This window comes from Rhodovibrio sodomensis (genome assembly GCF_016583645.1).
Lineage (GTDB): Bacteria > Pseudomonadota > Alphaproteobacteria > Kiloniellales > Rhodovibrionaceae > Rhodovibrio > Rhodovibrio sodomensis.
In genome coordinates this window covers 1-18,911 of sequence record NZ_NRRL01000027.1, presented here as the reverse complement: position 1 = coordinate 18,911, position 18,911 = coordinate 1, and the positions used below count along the sequence as shown (strand labels likewise).

Sequence of the window (18,911 nt, the reverse complement as noted above, 5' to 3'; positions counted from 1 at the left end):
CGGCGGCCGACTCGCCGCCGATCATGGGTCTTGCTCGGATCGGATCGGGCGCGGGGAAGATTCAGCCGTCCAGCGGCGCCGTTGCGGGTTGAATCGTGCGCCATACCGTGGCCATTCCACCCGTTCGTTCGTGTGATTGGGCGAATTTGACAACCAACTCCGGGGGGTTAGGCTCTGAGCGTTCACCAAAGCGGATCCCCCTCCCCATGCAGGCACAGTCCGGCCCACTCAAGGGCCTTAACCCGACGGTCACGCTGATCGCTGCGTTCGTCGTCATGGCGTTCGTGATCTTCGGCGCGGTGGCCACGGAAACCGCCGGCGGCGTGTTCACGGCCGTGAAGGACGCCATCATCGGCGGGCTGAAGTGGTATTACATCGGCATCGTCGCGTTCTTCCTGTTCTTCGTCATCTACCTGATGTTCAGCCGGTTCGGCGGCATCCGGCTGGGCGACGACGACGACCGCCCGGAGTTCAGCCGGTTTTCCTGGTTCGCCATGCTGTTCGGCGCGGGCATGGGGATCGGGCTGCTGTTCTGGTCGATCGCCGAGCCGATCTATCACTTCCAGTCCAACCCGTTTGTTACCGAGGCGACACCCGACGCGACCAAGGCGCAGGTGGCGATGCGCCTGACTTTCTTCCACTGGGGTCTGCATCCTTGGGCGATCTACGTGATCGTCGGGCTGACGCTGGCGTACTTCCACTTCCGCCGGAAGTTGCCGCTGACCATCCGCTCCGCGCTCTATCCGCTGATCGGCGATCGGATCTACGGCCCGATCGGCCACGCCGCCGACGTGCTGGCGGTGTTCGGCACGATCTTCGGCATCGCGACCTCGCTCGGCCTGGGCGTGCAGCAGATGACCACCGGGCTCTACCACATCACGGGGTGGAGCATGTTCGTCACGCCGGTGCTGGACGAAGCCGGCAACCAGGTGATGCGCGCGGAAGGCACGCCGGCGGTCACCGGGTCGATCACCATGCAGCTGATCCTGATCGCGTTGATCTCGGTGATCGCGACCTTCTCGGTCGTGTCCGGCGTTGGCAAGGGCGTGCGCATCCTGTCCGAACTGAACCTGTGGCTGTCGATCCTGATCCTGGTGTTCCTGATCTCGTTCGGGCCGACCGCCTACCTGCTGCAGTTCTACCTGCAATCGGTCGGCGACTACGCGCAGAGCGTGATCCCGCTCAGCCTGTGGACCGACGCCAACGGGCAGTCGCAGTGGCAATCCTGGTGGACCGCCTTCTACTGGGGCTGGTGGATCGCCTGGGCGCCGTTCGTCGGCATGTTCATCGCCCGGGTCTCCAAGGGCCGCACGATCCGCGAGTTCGTCACGGGCGTGCTGCTGGTGCCGACCATGCTGGGCATGCTGTGGCTGATCCTGTTCGGCGGCACGGCGATCAACATCGAGATGTTCGGCCAGGGCGGCATCGCCGAGGCGGTGCAGGACGACGTCACGCTGGCGCTCTACAAGACCTTCGAGCAGATGCAGGCCGGCATCGCGGGCACCGTCGCCGCGATCGTCGCGACCATCCTGCTGGTGACCTATTTCGTCACCTCCTCGGACAGCGGCACGCTGGTGATCACCACGCTGCTCGCCGCCGGCGATCCGGAGCCGCCGATGGTCCACCGGGTGATCTGGGGCCTGGGCGAGGGCCTGGTGGCCGCCGTGCTGCTGCTGGCCGGCGGGCTGACCGCGTTGCAAACCGCCTCGATCGCGGCGGCGCTGCCGTTCTCCTTGATCATGATCGCGATGATCTATGGCCTGATGCGCGCGCTCAACGAGGAGACCACGACCGGCGAGCCGCTGCTTCACCTGCCGCACCGCAATTCCGCGGAGAAGACTGAATGACCCGCCTCACGGCCCTGCTTCCGTTTGCCCTCGCACTGCTGCTGATTGGTCCGGCCGGCGCGCAGGACCTGACCCAACCGGGCGCACGCAGTCACGGGGTCGTGCAGACCCCGATCGAGGAAGCGGCGCGTCCGCTCCGGGGCCCCGGCGCGGACGCCAGCCGGGTGCGCAAGATGAGCCACCTCGGCCTCAATCTTGGCCAGGAGGTCGCGGCCGTGCGCGAAGTCTACCCGGACCTGGACCTGACCGCGGTCCACGGCACCGACGCCGAGGAGCTGGTGCGCCACTACGCCGCCCAGCTGACCACCGAGAACGGTGTCGAGTTGAGCCTGCGCTTCGACCGCGAGAAGCGCCTGTACCACATCGAGAGCACGCAGGTGCTGCGTCCGGGCGTGGCGCCGACGCTGCTGCGCCAGCGGGTCGAATCCAAGTACGGTCCGGCCGACGTCGCCGGCCGGATGGGCCTGGGCGTGTTCCGGATCGCCTACAGCGACCCGCGCGCCGAGCTGAACGTGTTGGCCGACATCGCGCTCGCCGGGCGCGACGCGCCGTCGACCATCCGGGTCGAGCTCGTCGACCATGCGCTGGAAGCCGCGAACGACGCGGCTTATCGGCTTGAGGCGGCGGCGCAGGGAAGACAGCCGGGCCCGCCGCCGGCCGGCGACACGCGCGTGCAGTTATAACCGGAGTTGGCGCCGACCTGCTGGCCGAGGCGGAAATGCACGCCGCCTCGACCGGCTGGGGACGCAGCCCGCGGTGATCTTCATACCGCCGACGTTGATCGCCAGCATCTCCGCCATGAACTTCGAGCCCATGCCCGAGCTTGGCTGGGTGTCCGGTGACCCGGCGGCGCTGCGCGCGATGGTCGTCGCGGCGGTGCTGCCATAGCTGGTATTCAAGATGGGCGGCTGGCTGTAGTGCCGATGCGCGCCCGCGATCCCTGACCGAACCGGAGCGCCCCATGACCTGGCTCATGCTTGTGATCGGTCTGCTGCTGCTGGTCGCCGGCGGCGACGGTCTGGTTCGCGGCTCGGTCGCGCTGGCGCAGCGCGCCGGGATCTCGCCGCTGCTGATCGGTTTGACCCTGGTCGGTTTCGGTACCTCGACGCCCGAACTGCTGACCAGCGTGGGCGCCGCGCTGGCGGACTCCCCCGGGATCGCGGTCGGCAACGTGGTCGGCAGCAACATCGCCAACATCCTGCTGATCCTGGGGCTGGCGGCGCTGATCCGGCCGATCGCGGTCGCCCCCGCGGCGTTGAAGCGGGACACGACGATCTGTCTGGCGGTCGCCGGCATCTGCGCGCTCGCGGTGCTGTACGGCACGCTGAACCGGCCGGTCGGCGGCGTCCTGCTGGTCCTGCTGGTGGTTTACGTCGTTGCCACCTACCTGCTGGACCGCCGCGGCGGGGGCCCGGTGGCGGCCTTGCATGCCAGCGAGGCGGCGGCCGTGGCGCCACGGCCGCAGCGCCTGTGGCTCTCGGCCGCGATGGCGCTGGGCGGGCTGGCGCTGACGCTCGCCGGGGCCAAGCTGCTGGTGGACGCGGCCGTCACGCTGGCCGGCGCCGCCGGCGTGTCGGAAACTGTGATCGGACTCACCATCGTCGCGGTGGGCACCTCGCTGCCCGAGTTGATTACCTCGCTGGTCGCCGCGCTGCGCGGGCAGTCGGACGTGGCGTTCGGCAACGTGGTCGGCAGCAACATCTTCAACGTGCTGGGGATCCTGGGCGTGACCGCGCTGGTGCAGCCGATCCCGGTACCGCCCGAGATCGCCAGCTTCGACATCTGGGTGATGATCGCCGCAAGCGTGCTGCTGATCGTCTTCGCCGCGACCGGCCGGCGGCTCTCGCGGGGCGAGGGCGCGGCGTCGATGGCGGCCTACGCCCTCTACCTGATCGCGGTCGGCGGGGCGATCTGACGGCGGGATACCTGAACCCGGTCAGCCCGAGCGCAGGTACTTCACCGCCGCGTCGCGTTCGAACAGATAGAGCAGCACCCGAAGCGCTTGGCCGCGCGTGCCCTGCAGTTCGGGATCTCGCTCCAGCAGCAACTGCACGTCGTCGCGCGCGGTCGCCAGCAGGTCGTCGTGCGCGCTCAGATCCGCCAGGCGGAACTCGGGAAAGCCGCTCTGCCGCGTGCCCAGCAGTTCGCCGGCGCCGCGCAGCTTCAGGTCCTGTTCGGCGATCCGGAAGCCGTCGTCGGTCTCGCGCATCACCTTCAGCCGTTCGGCCGCGGTTTCGCCCAGCGGCGTCTGGTAGAGCAGCAGGCAGGTCGCCGGCTGGTCGCCGCGGCCGATCCGGCCGCGCAGCTGGTGCAGCTGCGCCAGGCCGAAGCGCTCGGCGTGCTCGATCACCATCACGGTCGCGGCCGGCACGTCGACGCCGACCTCGATTACCGTCGTCGCCACCAGGACGTCGACCTCGCCGTCCCTGAACGCCGCCATCACCCGGTCCTTGTCGGCCGCGCGCATGCGGCCGTGAACCAGACCGACGCGCGCGCCGAACCGGGTTTTCAGGGCGGCGTAGCGCTCTTCCGCCGCGGCGACCTCGATGGTCTCGGATTCCTCGACCAGCGGGCAGACCCAGAAGGTCTTGTGCCCGGCCGCGATCGACCGGCCAACGCCGTCGACGACCCGGTCCAGCCGGTCGAGCGAGACCACGCGCGTGTCCACCGGCTTCCGGCCGGCCGGCTTCTCGTCCAGCTTGGAGGCCTCCATGTCGCCGTAGGAGGTCAGCATCAGCGTGCGTGGTATCGGCGTCGCCGTCATCACCAGCACGTCCACCCCGCGGCCCTTCGCCTGCAGCGTCATGCGCTGGTGCACGCCGAAGCGGTGCTGCTCGTCAATCACCGCCAGGCACAGGTCCTGGAATTCGACGTCCTGCTGGAATAGCGCGTGCGTGCCGACCGCCAGTTTGGCGTCGCCGGCGGCGAGCCGCCGCAGCGCTTGCTGGCGCGCCTTGCCCTTGTCCCGGCCGGTCAGGAGCAGGACCTCGACCCCCGCGGCCGCGGCCAGCGGCTGGATGGTGGCGTAATGCTGCCGGGCCAGGATCTCGGTCGGCGCCATGAAGGCCGCCTGGCCGCCGGCCTCCACGGCCGCCAGCATGGCCAGCAGGGCGACCACCGTCTTGCCGCTGCCGACATCGCCTTGCAGCAGACGCAGCATCCGCGCGTCGTCGTCCATGTCGGCCAGGATCTCCCGGGTGGCGCGCTGCTGCGCCCCGGTGAGCGCGAACGGCAGGGCCGACAGCGCCTTCTCGCGCAGGCGTCCGTCGCCGGCGATCCGCCGGCCCTTCGCCTTGCGCTGGCTGCGCCGGACCAATGCGAGCGCCAGTTGGTTGGCCAGCAGCTCGTCGTACGCCAGGCGTTGGCGCGCCGGCGCCAGCGGATCGAGCTCGGCTTCCGATGCCGGCGCGTGGGCCTGGCTCAGCGCCTGGCGCCACGGCACCCACGCCTGCTGGCGCAGGTAGGCCGGCTCCAGCCATTCCGGCAGCTCCGGCGCGCTTTGCAGCGACGCCGCGACGGCCTTGCGCACGACCTTCTGGGTCAGCCCCTGGGTCAGGGGATAGACCGGCTCGACCGTGCCGACGGACTCGCGCTGGTCCGGCGGGGCGACGTGATCCGGGTGGGCCATCTGCGGCAGGCCGTAGTAGGTTTCCACCTTGCCGGAGACCAGGCGCTGCTCGCCCACCGGCAGGATCTTGCGGATGTAGTCGGGCTTGGCGTGGAAGAACACGATGTCGATCGCGCTGCTCTCGTCCCAGCAGCGCACGCGGTAGGGTTGCTTGCGGCCGCGCGGCTCGACGTGCTGCTCGACGTTCACGGTAAGGGTCGCGATCCGTCCCGGCTCCGCGTCGGCGACCATCGGCTGGTAGCCGCGGTCGATCACGCCGGAGGGCAGGTGCCAGCACAGGTCGACCACGCGCCCGCCGGCCAGCTGCTCGAACAGCTTGGCGTTGCGCGGGCCCACACCCGGCAACTCGGTGACCGGCCGGAACAGGGGGTAAAGCACTTCGGGACGCAGGGTCGCCTCCGACTCCGGCAAGGGGCGCGCGGCAAGGGAATAGCCACAGGGCGGTCCCCTTGATTAGCACCCAGCCGCCTACAGGTGAAAGCGGGGCAGGCGACCGGCGGGCGGTGACAGGCGGGCGCCGCCGGCCTATATCGCGGGCGACCGCTCGTGCCCACCTCCGACACGATGCCCCCCAACACCACCACAGGAAGCCGGCATGGCCGATCCGACGAACCTCGAGGTCCGGCGCAAGCGCGCCTACTTCAACAGCTGGCACCGCGGCACGCGGGAGATGGACCTCCTGATCGGCGGCTTCGCCGAGCAGAAGCTGGCCAGCTTGACCCCGGAGGAGCTGGAGCGTTACGAGCAGCTTCTCCAATTGCCCGACAGCGATCTGTACGCCTGGATCACCGGTCAGGCCGACATCCCCGAAGAGCTGGACAGCAAGCTGCTGCGTGAATTGTGCAAGTACCGCGTCGATCTGGTGAACCGCTGAAGAACCCCCTCGCCCGGGCGTTTTCGGACCCCCGCCGCTGGCTGATCGCCCGCGCGCCGGAAGGCTTCGACGCTTGGCTGGTGGGCGAGGCCGCGGCCGAGCGCGCCGGCGATCCGATCCTGCACGTCGCCCGCGACGACACCCGGATGGAGCGCACCGCCGAAGCGCTCGCGTTCTTCTATCCCGACGTGGCCGTGCTGCGCTTCCCGGCGTGGGACTGTCTGCCCTACGACCGGGTCAGTCCGCACCGCGACGTGGTTGCCCAGCGGGTCGACACGCTGAGCCGGCTGGCCGCGGGCGACCTGCCGGAAGCCGGCGTGGTCGTGCTCACCACGGTCAACGCGCTGCTGCAGCGGGTGCCGCCGAGGGACGTGATCGGCCCGCGCGTGCTGACCGCCAAGGCCGGAACCCAGATCGCGCCCGACCGCCTGTCCAGTTTTTTCGCCGCGAACGGCTACGTGCGCTCCGACACCGTGGGCGATACCGGCGAATACGCGGTGCGCGGCGGCATCGTCGACGTCTTCCCCGCGGGCGAGCCGGAGCCGCTGCGCCTGGACTTCTTCGGCGACGAGCTGGAGAGCGTGCGCACCTTCGACCCGCTGTCCCAGCGCACCACCGGCAAGCATCCCGGCTTTACCCTGAAGCCGGTCAGCGAGGTCGTGCTGGAGGACGACACGGTCGAGCGGTTCCGCAAGGCCTACCGCGAGACGTTCGGCACGCCGTCCAAGGACGATCCGCTGTACGCGGCCGTGAGCGAGGGCCGGCCCTATACCGGCATGGAGCACTGGCTGCCGCTGTTCTACGACCGGATGGCGACGCTGTTCGACTACCTGCCGGACGCCACCCCGGTGACGATGGACCGGCAGGCGGAGGAAAGCCGGGCCAGCCGTCTGGAGACCATCCAGGACTTCTACGAGGCCCGCCGGACGGTGCAGAGCACCGAGGGCCTGGACGTTCCGTCCTACAAGCCGCTGGCGCCGGAGCGCCTTTACCTGAGCGCGGAGGAGTGGTCGCGCACGCTCGCGGACCGCCCGGTCGCGCAGTTCCAGCCGTACAACGCGCCGACCGATACCGAAACCGCGGTGCTCGACGCGCGCGGCGCGCCCGGCCACGACTTCTCCGCCGCGCGCAAGAAGGGCGAGGCCGGCGAGCCCTATACGTCGCTCAAGACCGCGATCCGCCAGGAGCGCGACCATGGGCGGCGGGTGGCGATCGCCGGCTACACCGAGGGCTCCTGCCAGCGCCTGGAGACGGTGCTGAAAGAGCACGGCATCGACAACCTGGCCCACGTGTCGGGCTGGCCCGAGGCGCGCCAGCTGCCGGCCGGGCAGGTCGCGCTGGTCACGCTCGCCCTCGAGCACGGCTTCGTCGGCGACAGCGCCGCGCTGATCAGCGAGCAGGACATCCTGGGCGAGCGGATCGCCCGGCCGCGCGGGCGCAAGCGCAAGGCGGAGAACTTTCTGACCGAGGTCTCCAGCCTGCACGAAGGCGACCTCGTGGTGCACGTCGACCACGGCATCGGGCGCTACGACGGCCTGATCAACATGGACGTCGGCGGCGCGCCGCACGACATGCTCAAGGTCACCTACGCCGGCAACGACCGCCTGTTCGTGCCGGTCGAGAACATCGAGGTGCTCTCCCGCTACGGCTCGGAGGAGGAGGGCATCCAGCTCGACAAGCTGGGGCAGGGCAACTGGCAGGCGCGCAAGGCCCGCGTGAAGGAGCGGGTCAAGGAGATCGCCGACGGCCTGATCAAGATCGCCGCCGACCGCCAGCTCAAGCGGATGGAGCCGCTGCACCCGCCGCAGGAGTTCGACGACTTCTGTGCCCGCTTCCCGTATGCCGAGACCGACGACCAGCTGAACGCGATCGAGGAGACGCTGGCCGATCTGCAGGCGGGCAAGCCGATGGACCGGCTGATCTGCGGCGACGTCGGCTTCGGCAAGACCGAAGTGGCGATGCGCGCGGCTTTCGTGGCGGCGATGAACGGCAAGCAGGTCGCGGTGATCGTGCCCACCACGCTGCTCGCCCGTCAGCACGCCGAGACCTTCCAGCAGCGGTTCCAGGGCTATCCGCTGGAGGTGCGCCAGCTGTCCCGTCTGGTCGGCGCCAAGGAGACCAAGCAGACCAAGCAGGACCTGAAGGACGGCAAGGTCGACATCGTCGTCGGCACGCACGCGCTGCTGGGCAAGGACGTCGCGTTCCGCGAGCTCGGCATGCTGGTGGTCGACGAGGAGCAGCACTTCGGCGTCAAGCAGAAGGAAAAGCTGAAGCAGCTGCGCGGCGATCTGCACGTGCTGACCCTGACCGCGACGCCGATCCCGCGGACCCTGCAGCTGTCGCTGTCCGGCGTGCGCGAGATGTCGCTGATCTCGACCCCGCCGGTCGACCGCCTGGCGGTGCGCACCTTCGTGCTGCCGTTCGACCCCGTGGTCATGCGCGAAGCGATCATGCGCGAGCACTGGCGCGGCGGGCAGACCTTCTACGTCTGCCCGCGGATCGACGACCTGGGCGAGGTCGCCGACCGGCTGGAAAAGCTGGTGCCGGAGGTCAAGGTCGCGGTCGCCCACGGCCAGATGGGCGCGAAAGAGCTCGAAAAGGTGATGACCGAGTTCTACGAGGGCCAGTACGACGTGCTGCTCTCGACCCACATCATCGAAAGCGGGCTCGACGTGCCGACCGCCAACACGCTGATCATCCACCGCGCGGATATGTACGGCCTGTCGCAGCTCTACCAGCTGCGCGGGCGGATCGGCCGGTCGAAGCAGCGCGGCTACGCTTACCTGACCCTCAAGCCCGGCCGGAAGCTGACCGACGCGGCGGAGAAGCGCCTGCACGTGATGCAGCAGCTGGACCACCTGGGCGCGGGCTTCACGCTGGCGAGCCACGACATGGACATCCGCGGCGCCGGCAACCTGGTGGGCGAGGAGCAGTCCGGCCACGTCAAGGAAGTCGGCATCGAGCTCTACCAGCAGATGCTGGAGGAAGCGGTCTCCCAGGCCAAGCAGGGCGCCAGCCGCGGCACTGCCCAGGCGCAGGCCGAGGAGGGCTTCACCCCGCAGATCAACATCGGCACCAGCGTCCTGATCCCGGAGCGCTACGTCCAGGACCTGAACGTCCGCCTGGGGCTCTACCGCCGGATCTCGACCCTGGTCGACAAGCAGGACATCGACGCCTTCGCCTCCGAACTGATCGACCGCTTCGGCCCGCTGCCGCCGGAGGTGGAAAACCTGCTGCAGGTCATTCAGATCAAACAGCTCTGCCGCGACGCGGGCGTGGAGAAGGTGGACGCCGGGCCGAAGGGCGCGGTGCTGACCTTCCACAACGACCAGTTCGCCCGCCCCGACGCGCTGGTGCAGTTCATCCAGGAAGCGCCGGGGCACGTGCAGCTGCGCCCCGACCACAAGCTGGTCTACAAGCGCACCTGGGAAACCGCCGACCAGCGCGTCCAGGGCATCCGCCACCTGATCGACCGGCTGGCAAAGCTGGCGCAGCCGCAGCAAGCGGCGTGAGCGGCGCCCGAACAACCGTCATGCGTCCTTCGACACGCTTGGCTGCGCCGCGCTGCTCAGGATGAAGTCACTGTATTTAAAAGATATCTACTTCATGCTGAGCAGGCCCGCGAGGGCCGTGTCGAAGCACGTCTGACGGCTATCGAAGCGCACGGGCGCTCACTCCGCCGCACCCTTCTCCTCGCGCGCCAGGTCGAACATCTGGAACAGCACCTTGGGCTCCTGCGCGCCGGAGAGCGCGTAGTGACCGTTCAGGATGAAGGTCGGCACGCCCTGGACACCGGCCTGGCGGGCACGCATGTCCTCGTTCTGCGTCTCCGCGAGCCCGGTGCCGGCTTCCAGGTAGCCGCGCGCGGCGTCGGCGTCGAAGCCGGCGTCCGCGGCGGCCTGGACCAGGACGTCGGGGTCCTCGAGGTCGGCGCCTTCCAGGAAGTACAGGTTGAACAGCCGTTCCACGAGCGGGTCCTGGTCGCCGCGCTCGCCGGCGAAGCGCAGCAGGCGGTGGGACATCAGGCTGTTGGGCGTCCGCTCGATCCGCCCGAAGTCGAACGGGATGCCCTCTTGGTCGCCCGCCTGACGGACGGCGGCGTAGACGCGCTCGGCATTCTCCGCGCCGCCGAACTTGCGGGCGAGGTAGTCCCGCCGGTCCAGTCCGCCGGCCGGCATGTCCGGGTTGAGCTGGAAGGCGCGCCAATGGACCGTCAGCTCCGGCTGCGGGCGCTCCTTGAGCGCGCGCTCCAGCCGGCGCTTGCCGATGAAGCACCAGGGGCAGATCGTGTCGGAATAGATGTCGATGCGCATCGCGCTGGGCCTCTTCGGGTTGGGTGAGCTGGGCCACAGCTAGCGCTTGACGGGCGCGCTGGCCAGCCGAACCATGCTCAAACGTGCTTGAGCGTGCGCGCGTGGGGTCAGAGGGGAGGTGGCGGCATGGGTTTCGATCTGAGCGGCAAGACGGCGCTGGTCACCGGCGCGTCCAGCGGGCTCGGCCGGCGGTTCGCGATGACGCTGGCGCAGGCCGGCGCAAAGGTCGCGGTCGCCGCGCGCCGGGTCGACCGGCTGGAAAGCCTGGTCGAGGAGATCAAGGGCTTCGACGGCCGGGCGATCGCCATCCAACTGGACGTCACCGATCCCGACAGCGTCCGCCACGCCCTGGACGTCGCCGAGACCGAGCTGGGCGCGCTGTCGATCATGGTGAACAACGCCGGCATGGTCCGGCGCGGCGAGGCGCACGAGATGGCGCTTGCCGACTGGGACGCGGTGATCGAGACCAACCTGCGCGGCGCCTGGATGATGGCGCAGGAGACCGCCCGCCACATGATGCGCTTCGGCCACGGCGGCAGCGTCGTCAACATCGCCTCGATCCTAGGCATCCAGGGCCGTCCATGGGTGCCGGCCTATTCCGCGAGCAAGGGCGGGCTGATCTCGCTGACCCGCGCGCTCGCGGTCGAATGGGCGCCGCACGGCATCCGCGTCAACGCGATCGCGCCCGGCTACATCGAGACCGATATCAACCGCGAGTTCCTGGCGAGCGAAGCCGGCCGGAAGCTGAAGGCGCAGATCCCGCAGGGCCGCACCGGCGTGCCGGAAGATCTGGACGGCCCGCTGCTGCTGCTCGCCTCCGATCTGTCGGGCTTCATGACCGGCACGACGCTCACGGTCGACGGCGGCCATACCGCCCAGTTGTAGCCGCCGCCCGACCGACCGGTCCGCTGGCTAGCCCAGCTATGTCGGCTTTGGTAAAGTGCTGGGTCAGGCGGCGTGCGGACGACGGAACCGGGAGGGACGAAGCCATGACGACAGGGCGGACCCTGGGGCAGATGTGCGGCAAGAAAGACCTGTGGGTGGTCGGCCCCAACAGCACGATCGCGGCGGCCGCGCAGGTGATGCGCGACAATCGCGTGGGTGCGGTGCTGGTCAGCGAGGACGGCCGGCTGAACGGCATCCTGTCGGAGCGCGACGTGACCTACCGCGCGGTCGCCGCCGGCCTCGACCCCAACATCACCGCGGTGTCCGAGGTGATGACCCGCAAGGTGATCACCGCCGGTCCGGAGACGCGGGCGGTCAACGGCCTGCAGCAAATGGCGGAGAACCAGATCCGCCACCTGCCGGTGACCGACGGCGGCACCGTGATCGGCATCGTCTCGCTGCGCGACTTCCTGACCGAGGAGCTGGCGCAGGTGCAGGACGAGATCAGCTTCGAAGGGGCGGTCGCCGAGGAACTCTGGTAGCCACGCGCCGCGGCCCGTTACCCGCTGGCGCCCGCGGCCGTCTGTTCGGCGGCGCGGGCGCGCAGCGGCGGCTGCAGCAGGCCCAGTAAGACACCGGCGGCCGCAACGTAGAGCGCGCAGCCGGTCGCGATCGCGGCGAACCCGATTCCGGCGTCCAGCAGCCAGCCGAACAGGGCGGGGGCGCCGGCGGTGGCGAACACCATGCAGGCCTGCACGACGCTGCGGATCGCGCCCAGGTGGCCGGTGCCGTACAGCTCCGCGAACACCGCGCCCAGCAGGATGAAGCTGGATCCTGCGGTCAAGCCCGCCAGCACGAGGTAGGCGGCGGCGGCCCCGGGATGGTCGAACAGCGCCAACACAAGCGCCGCAAGGCCCAGCAGCGGCAGGTAGAACGGCAGCATCCGAACCGCGCCGGTCCGGTCGGCAAGCGCGCCGGCACTCAGGCTTGCGGCCACCTGTGCGCCCGCGAACCCAACGAAACAGGTCGCCAGCCACTGCAGCGACCAGCCCTTGGTCTCCGCCAGGTGAACCTGGTGGAAGAACAGCCCCGTGATGATGAACGGCGGGGCCAGCATGCACAGGATCAGCGGATAGAACACCGGGTCGCGCAGCACCTGGCGGAGCGACCAGGAGCGGTCGTCGCGCCGCGCGGCCGCGGCCGCGGCGTCGTCCCGCCGGGCCTGCTCGCGCGCGCCGTGCCCGCGCAGCAGCCAAAGCATCAGCGGCACCAGCCCGACCAGCAGCAGACCGCCAAAGACGCCCCAACTGAGCCGCCAGCCAAGTGCCGCGATCAGCATGACCGCGATCGCTGGGAGCAGCGCTTCGCCCAGCGGATAGCCGAGCGAGGCCAGGCTGATCGCCTTGCCGCGGGTGGCGTTGAAATAGCGCGCCATCGCGACCGTGGAGACGTGGCTCATCAGCCCCTGGCCGGTCAGGCGCAGGGCGAAGAAAGCCGGCAGCAGCAACCAGCCGCTGGGCACCACGGCGGTGAACAGGCATGCCGCCGTCAGGCCCAGGCAGACCAGGACGGTGTAGCGGCGCAGGTCGACCCGGTCGATCTTCCGGCCGAGCCAGATCAGGCAGGCGCCGCTCGCCAGCGTCGCCGCGGAATAGATCGCGCCGTAGCCGCCGTGACTGAGCCCGAAGTCCGCACGCCAAACGCCGCCGAACAGGGCGATGAAGAAGGTCTGTCCGAAGCTCGAGAAGAACGCCGCCAGGGCGCCGAACGCCAGGAACCTAAGGTTCTCGGCGATGAATGGGAGGTAGGAGCGCACGGGTCGCTTGGTCGCGGTCGTTGAAGGGGGGGGTGGCCGGGCAGGGGAGATGCCCGGGCAGGGAGATGGCCGGGAGGGGGCGCGCAAGCGCGGAGCGCTCAGCCGCGGACATCGTCGTCGTCGACGTCGCGCAGATGTGGCGGCCGCCTGGGCCGCAGGCCGATCGTGAACAGGTCGAAGGTGAGCAGCCCGGCCAGGAAGCCGCCTACGTGCGCCGCCCAGGCAACCTGCGCGCCGCCGCTGGCCCCGGGCACGCCGGTAAAGCCGGTGATCGCCGCGATGCCCACCCAGATCAGCGCGATCGGCAGGATCCGGGTGCGCCGGCCGATCACCTGCGCCTGCTTCGCCATCAACCGCAACACCGCGCCGAACAGCCCGCTGATCGCTCCGGATGCGCCGACCACCGGGATCGTCGTCGCGGGATAGAAGGCGTAGTGCAGCCCGGCCCCGGCCAGGCCGCTGACCAGATAGATCGCCACCAGCCGGCGCCCGCCCAGCAGCTTCGCCACGCCGGCGCCGAACGCCGCCAGCATGACCATGTTGACGATCAGGTGCACCGGGCCGGCGTGCAGGAACTGATGCGTGAACGGCGATATCAGCCCCTGCCAGCCGGGCTGGTCGAGCACCGTCCAACGCGCCGGCACGAAGCCCAGGTTGAAGAACAGCGCGTTGGTCCAGTCGACCGGGATCACCGCCGTCACCAGGTAAACCGCCACGTTGATCCCGATCAGCCAGCCAACCGCCGGGGGCAGATTGACCGCGGGCTTGCCGGGCCGGCGCGGCGGCGGGGGCGGGGGCTTACGATCGTTGGGGCGGATACTCAAAACGGCGGCGATCGCTCGGTTGGGTAGGGGAAGCCGGCGCCGCGCTGCGTCGCGGCGCAGCGCGCCCGGGTCAGGGCACCCAACATGGCGAAGCCGCCGCGGGGTGGCAAGCCGTCGCCCCTGGTGTTGCCTGGGCGCGCGGACAAACCCGCGGCCGCGACGTCAGCGCCCCTGGAAAAGCGCGTGCCGACGCGCCATCGTCTGTGCGCCATGACAGAACAGCCAGCCGACCTCGCCGCCCTGACCGCCGAACCCGCCGACCTGGTCGCCGACGTCGCCGTGATCGGCGGCGGGATCACCGGCCTCGCGATGACGCTCGCGCTTGGCCGCGCGGGCTTCCGGACCATCTGCATCGATCCGCAGCCGCCGGAGCCGGCGGCCGCGCAGCAGCTGGACGGCCGCACCACGGCGCTGTTGATGCCGTCGATCCGCGCGTTGCAGACGCTCGGCGTCTGGGAACGGGTCGCCGGCGACAGCGAGGGTCTGTGGCGGATGCGCATCGTCGACGACAGCGCCGGCCCGGATGCCGAGCCGCACACCGCCGACTTCGAGTCCAGCCGCCTGGACGGCGGGCCGTTCGGCTATAACGTGCCCAACCCTGCGCTGCGGCGGGCCCTGCTCGCGGAGATCGGCGCGCTCGACCAGGTCCGGCACCTCGCGCCGCACAAGGTCGGCCGGATCGACTACGGCCGGTCGGAGATGCGGGCCGAATTGGACGACGGCCGGCGCCTGAGCGCGCGTCTGGCGATCGGCGCCGACGGCAAGGGCTCGCCCAGCCGGGAAGCGGCGGGCATCCGCGCCCGGCGCTGGGGCTACGGCCAGACCGCCATGGCGTTCTCGATCCAACACAGCCGGCCGCACCGCGGCACCTCGACCGAGTTTCACCGCTCGAGCGGGCCGTTCGTGCTGGTGCCGCTGCCCGGCAACCGGTCGAGCGTGGTCTGGGTCGACCGCGATGCGGCGGCCGAACGGTTCCTGGAGATCGACGACGACGCCTTCCGGCGCGCGGTCGAACGGCGCACCCGCAGGATCCTGGGCGACGTCACGGCCGTGGGCCCCCGCTTTTCCTATCCGGTCGGCAGCCTGCTGGCGGACGACTACGCCGGCCCGCGCCTGGCCCTGGTCGGGGAGTCCGCCCACGCCCTGCCGCCGATCGGGGCGCAGGGCCTGAACCTGGGCATCACCGACGTCGCCACGCTGATCGAGGTGCTGGTGGCGGCCGAGCGGGCCGGCCGCGACATCGGCGATCCCGAGGTCACGCGCGGCTACGCACGCCGTCGGCGGCCGGACGTCGTGGCACGCGCGTTCGCGGTGGACATGCTGAACCGCACGGTGCAAAGCAAGCTGCCGCCGATCGGCTTCGTCCGCCGGCACGCGCTCGGCCTGGTCGACCGGGTGAGCCCGCTGAAGGCGCGGCTGATGCGCCAGGGCATGCTGCCGGTCGGTCAGCTGCCGCAGCTGATGGATGGTGTCGCACCCTGGGCGCGCTGACGCCACGAAGGCTTCCGGGCCAAAAAAATGCCTGGCCGGCGCGAGGCCCGGGCCAGGCGGATGCCTCGGCCGGCTTTGAACATCATCGGCCAAGGTGCTGCGCTCGATGCATGAATTGCGATCCCCGACGCCAGGACGCCGGGGCCGGGACGCGCGCTGGGCGGCAGGCCACCGGAACGCTTTCAAGACCACCCCGGTTGACAAACACAGACCCGAAAACCTAGGTCCGGCGCGTTCTCGCGACGAACAGTACAGGGCCGCCAGTGCCGCGCGACCGCGAAAGCGGAACGCTGCCGGCCCGTATGCGTTCGCCGTCCAATAATCGGAAAAACGCGCGGAGGCTGGATGGCTAACATTAACAGCTACTTGAAGCAGCACACCAACCCGCCGGTGTTCCTGATTTCGGCGGTGATGGTGGTTGTCTTTGTCGCCTGGGGCGTTCTCGCGCCGGGCAATCTCGGCGCCGTGGCCAACAGCATCATGGACTTCATCACGACCTACTTCGGCTGGTGGTACGTCGCCGCCGTGACCGGGTTCGTGGTGTTCGTCCTGGTGCTGCTGTTCTCGCCGTACGCCCGCATCAAGATCGGCAAGGACCACGAGGAGCCGGAGTGGAGCACCTGGGGCTGGTTCTCCATGCTGTTCACCGCCGGCATGGGCATCGGTCTGGTGTTTTACGGCGTCGCGGAGCCGATCTTCCACTACAACAGCCCGCCGACGGCGGAGGCCGGAACCACGGCCGCGGCGGTCGAAGCGATGAACCTGACCTTCTTCCACTGGGGCGTGCACCCCTGGGCGATCTACATCGTGATCGGCCTGTCGATGGGCTACTTCTGTTTCCGCCACGACCTGCCGCTGCGGCCGGCCTCGGCGTTCTATCCGCTGATCGGCGACGCGGTGTACGGCTGGCTGGGGAACGTGATCGACATCCTGGCGGTGTTTGGCACGCTGTTCGGCCTGGCGACCTCGCTTGGCCTGGGCGCGACGCAGATCAACGCCGGCCTGAACTCGGTGTTCGGCCTGCCGGTCAGTGCCGCCTGGCAGGTGATCATCATCGGCGTCGTGACCGCGATTGCCGTGGCGAGTGTGATGGCCGGCCTGGACGCCGGCGTGCGCCGCCTGTCGGTGATCAACATGTACCTGGCGATCCTGCTGGCGGTCGTGGTGTTCGTCGTCGGCCCGACGCTGTTCATCCTGGAGTTCATCGTCGGCTCGACCGGCCACTACATCCAGCACCTGCCGGAGACCAGCTTGCGGATGTTCGCGTTGTCCAAGGAGGGCAGCGATTGGATCAACGCCTGGACGATCTTCTACTGGGGCTGGTGGATCGCCTGGTCGCCGTTCGTGGGCATGTTCATCGCCCGGATCAGCCGTGGGCGCACGATCCGCCAGTTCATCCTGGGGGCGCTGTTCGCGCCGACCGGCGCCTCGATCGTCTGGTTCACGATCTTCGGCGGCAGCGCCCTGAACCTGATCATGAACGGCGGCAACAAGGCGCTCTCCGAATCTGGGACAAACGACGCGATGTTCGTCCTGCTGAACCAGCTGCCGATCCCGGAGGCGTTCGTCACGCTGTTCTCGCTGCTCGCGATCCTGGTCGTGGCGATCTTCTTCGCCACCTCCTCGGACTCGGGCTCGCTGGTCGTCGACATGCTGACCAACGGCGGCGATCCGCACCCGATCTGGCAGCAGCGCCTGTTCTGGGCGGTGACCGAGGGCGCCGTGGCGGCAATCCTGCTGGTCGCCGGGGCGGCCACCGCGGGCGACCCGCTGTCCGCCCTGCAGACGGCGGCGGTCACCTCCGGGCTGCCGTTCTCGATCATCCTCGCGTTCATGTGCTGGGGCCTGGTGCGCCAGTTGCGGACCGAGACGATCCCGCCGATCCAGGGGCACCACCGCAAGACCCCGGCGGAACGCTCCCAGGCCGCGGAGTAACCGCGCGCCGACCCCAGCCCCGCGCACGCCGCGGGCGCCGGGAACGAAAGCCGCCGTCCGGGTACCGCCCGGGCGGCGGTTTCTTTTGGATGCAGCGACGATACCGTAAGAACACGCGGTTGGCGGGGGAGGAGGGATTCGAACCCCCGGAGGTGGGAACGCCACCTCTGCGGATTTCAAGTCCGCCGCATTCGACCGCTCTGCCACTCCCCCGCGAGCGCGGCGCATCCGGTGGCGCGCGCCCGACGGATTTAGACCGGGTGGCGGGGCCGCTTCAAGATCGCCGGCATCCTGGCGCGCAGGGGAATCGGGTGAACGGTTATGCGGTCACGAGGCTGGCCAGGAAGTCGTCGTCCCAGGCGGCACATTTGCGTCGCAGGCGAATAGACTTTGTGCCAGGAGCGTTGCGGAAAAGGTTGTGGGCGATGTGCTTGGTCGTCAGGAAGTTGGCCGGCGCGTGGTTGGTGCGGATCCGGCAGTCGTCGTCGCGGAAGACCATATCCATCACCCAGTGTAGGCTGTTCTCGACGCTCCAGTGGCCCCGGACGATCCGTGCCATCTCGTCGGCGGGCAGGTTCAACGAGGTGATGTAGAAGCGCGTTTCGGTTTCCGTTCCTGCCGGACCTTCGCGCACGCTTTCGACGCTCACGACGGCGGTGAGCGCGGGCCAGCGGTGCCGCTCGCGCAGCCACTGGAGATCGTGCAGGACCGTGGTCTTGCGTCGATCGATGCGGCCGTGGTCGCCGTCGGTCTCGACGTGTTGGGTTGCGGTGACGTGAGCGAAGCCGTTGGCCATTTGCTCGGCGGCGAAGGTTTCGACGTCCGTGCGCAGGCTGCCCTGGTTGCCCTTGAGCGCGAGGACGTAATCCGCGTTCTTGGCCGCGATCGTCGCGGCGATGTTCTTCTGGCACCCCATGGCGTCGATGGTCACGATCGCGCCCTCAAGAGCCATCATCTCCAAGAGCTTGGGGATCGCCACGATCTCGTTGGACTTGTCCGCGACGTTCATCTGGCCCAGGACCAGCCGCTGTCGCGCGGCAAACGCCGAGACCGTATGCAGGGGCTGGGTTTCGCCTTTCTTGCGATAGGACCGGCGCGAGGTCTTGCCGTCGATCGCGATCGCCTCGGCCGGCGCGCCACTGAGCGCGGTCACCCAGGCGATGAAGGCCTGTTGGAACTGCTCCGGGTCGAGAACGGCGAAGATATCGCCTAATTGATCGTGCGACGGGGTCCCGTTCTCGAACGGTCGAAACCGGCGCAGCAGGGCCAGCTTCCGCTCCCCGAAGTTGGCGATGTCG

The 18,911-nt window shown here is 69.5% G+C and carries 15 protein-coding genes and 1 tRNA gene; 10 read left to right on the top strand and 6 right to left on the bottom strand.

The window, feature by feature from the left end:
- The first annotated feature begins 206 nt into the window (after nt 1-206).
- From CKO28_RS11510 to CKO28_RS11495, 4 genes are all read left to right on the top strand, one after another.
- A complete protein-coding gene (locus CKO28_RS11510) occupies nt 207-1,847 on the top strand; it encodes a BCCT family transporter (RefSeq protein ID WP_200340928.1) in 1,641 nt (546 codons plus the stop codon).
- Nucleotides 1,844-2,530: a hypothetical protein gene (locus CKO28_RS11505; RefSeq protein ID WP_200340927.1), complete on the top strand. Its 687-nt coding sequence runs from the start codon at nt 1,844-1,846 to the stop codon at nt 2,528-2,530. The genes CKO28_RS11510 and CKO28_RS11505 overlap by 4 nt, the downstream gene beginning before the upstream one ends.
- Nucleotides 2,531-2,603: 73 nt before the next feature.
- Nucleotides 2,604-2,735 carry a CorA family divalent cation transporter gene (locus CKO28_RS29130; RefSeq protein ID WP_338050112.1) on the top strand — a complete coding sequence of 44 codons (132 nt, stop codon included), beginning with the start codon at nt 2,604-2,606 and terminating at the stop codon, nt 2,733-2,735.
- Between the two features lie 73 nt (nt 2,736-2,808).
- Nucleotides 2,809-3,762 (top strand): calcium/sodium antiporter, encoded by a 954-nt coding sequence (locus tag CKO28_RS11495; protein WP_200340925.1) that lies wholly within the window; start codon nt 2,809-2,811, stop codon nt 3,760-3,762.
- A 21-nt stretch (nt 3,763-3,783) separates the two neighbouring features.
- On the opposite strand, the gene recG is transcribed toward CKO28_RS11495, so the two are convergent.
- On the bottom strand, nt 3,784-5,865 hold the full coding sequence (recG, locus tag CKO28_RS11490) for an ATP-dependent DNA helicase RecG (RefSeq protein WP_200340974.1): 2,082 nt from the start codon (nt 5,863-5,865) through the stop codon (nt 3,784-3,786).
- A gap of 205 nt (nt 5,866-6,070) precedes the next feature.
- Here recG and CKO28_RS11485 point away from each other — a divergent pair, with 205 nt between their 5' ends.
- Nucleotides 6,071-6,349 (top strand): FAD assembly factor SdhE, encoded by a 279-nt coding sequence (locus tag CKO28_RS11485; RefSeq protein ID WP_200340924.1) that lies wholly within the window; start codon nt 6,071-6,073, stop codon nt 6,347-6,349.
- A 146-nt stretch (nt 6,350-6,495) separates the two neighbouring features.
- Nucleotides 6,496-9,861, top strand: a complete 3,366-nt coding sequence (gene mfd / locus CKO28_RS11480; protein ID WP_437127627.1) for a transcription-repair coupling factor — start codon at nt 6,496-6,498, stop codon at nt 9,859-9,861.
- Nucleotides 9,862-10,020: 159 nt separating this feature from the next.
- On the opposite strand, the gene CKO28_RS11475 is transcribed toward mfd, so the two are convergent.
- On the bottom strand, nt 10,021-10,662 hold the full coding sequence (locus CKO28_RS11475) for a DsbA family oxidoreductase (RefSeq protein WP_200340923.1): 642 nt from the start codon (nt 10,660-10,662) through the stop codon (nt 10,021-10,023).
- A gap of 126 nt (nt 10,663-10,788) precedes the next feature.
- Here CKO28_RS11475 and CKO28_RS11470 point away from each other — a divergent pair, with 126 nt between their 5' ends.
- Together CKO28_RS11470 and CKO28_RS11465 are read left to right on the top strand one after the other, a co-directional pair.
- On the top strand, nt 10,789-11,547 hold the full coding sequence (locus tag CKO28_RS11470; protein WP_200340922.1) for an SDR family NAD(P)-dependent oxidoreductase: 759 nt from the start codon (nt 10,789-10,791) through the stop codon (nt 11,545-11,547).
- Between the two features lie 104 nt (nt 11,548-11,651).
- Nucleotides 11,652-12,089 (top strand): CBS domain-containing protein, encoded by a 438-nt coding sequence (locus CKO28_RS11465; RefSeq protein WP_200340921.1) that lies wholly within the window; start codon nt 11,652-11,654, stop codon nt 12,087-12,089.
- A gap of 17 nt (nt 12,090-12,106) precedes the next feature.
- On the opposite strand, the gene CKO28_RS11460 is transcribed toward CKO28_RS11465, so the two are convergent.
- Together CKO28_RS11460 and CKO28_RS11455 are read right to left on the bottom strand one after the other, a co-directional pair.
- Entirely contained in the window at nt 12,107-13,363 is a 1,257-nt protein-coding gene (locus CKO28_RS11460; RefSeq protein WP_200340920.1) for an MFS transporter, read from the bottom strand.
- 98 nt (nt 13,364-13,461) lie between these two features.
- Nucleotides 13,462-14,187 carry a rhomboid family intramembrane serine protease gene (locus CKO28_RS11455; RefSeq protein ID WP_200340919.1) on the bottom strand — a complete coding sequence of 242 codons (726 nt, stop codon included), beginning with the start codon at nt 14,185-14,187 and terminating at the stop codon, nt 13,462-13,464.
- Between the two features lie 183 nt (nt 14,188-14,370).
- Here CKO28_RS11455 and CKO28_RS11450 point away from each other — a divergent pair, with 183 nt between their 5' ends.
- Both CKO28_RS11450 and CKO28_RS11445 read left to right on the top strand, forming a co-directional pair.
- On the top strand, nt 14,371-15,678 hold the full coding sequence (locus tag CKO28_RS11450; RefSeq protein ID WP_207168802.1) for an FAD-dependent oxidoreductase: 1,308 nt from the start codon (nt 14,371-14,373) through the stop codon (nt 15,676-15,678).
- Nucleotides 15,679-16,023: 345 nt separating this feature from the next.
- Nucleotides 16,024-17,613, top strand: a complete 1,590-nt coding sequence (locus CKO28_RS11445) for a BCCT family transporter (protein ID WP_200340917.1) — start codon at nt 16,024-16,026, stop codon at nt 17,611-17,613.
- Between the two features lie 120 nt (nt 17,614-17,733).
- Here the strand turns inward: CKO28_RS11445 and CKO28_RS11440 are convergent.
- Nucleotides 17,734-17,826 (bottom strand) — tRNA-Ser (locus tag CKO28_RS11440).
- A gap of 106 nt (nt 17,827-17,932) precedes the next feature.
- Nucleotides 17,933-18,911, bottom strand: a 979-nt coding sequence (locus tag CKO28_RS11435; RefSeq protein ID WP_200340916.1) for an ISAs1 family transposase, incomplete at its 5' end; no start/stop codon positions are given.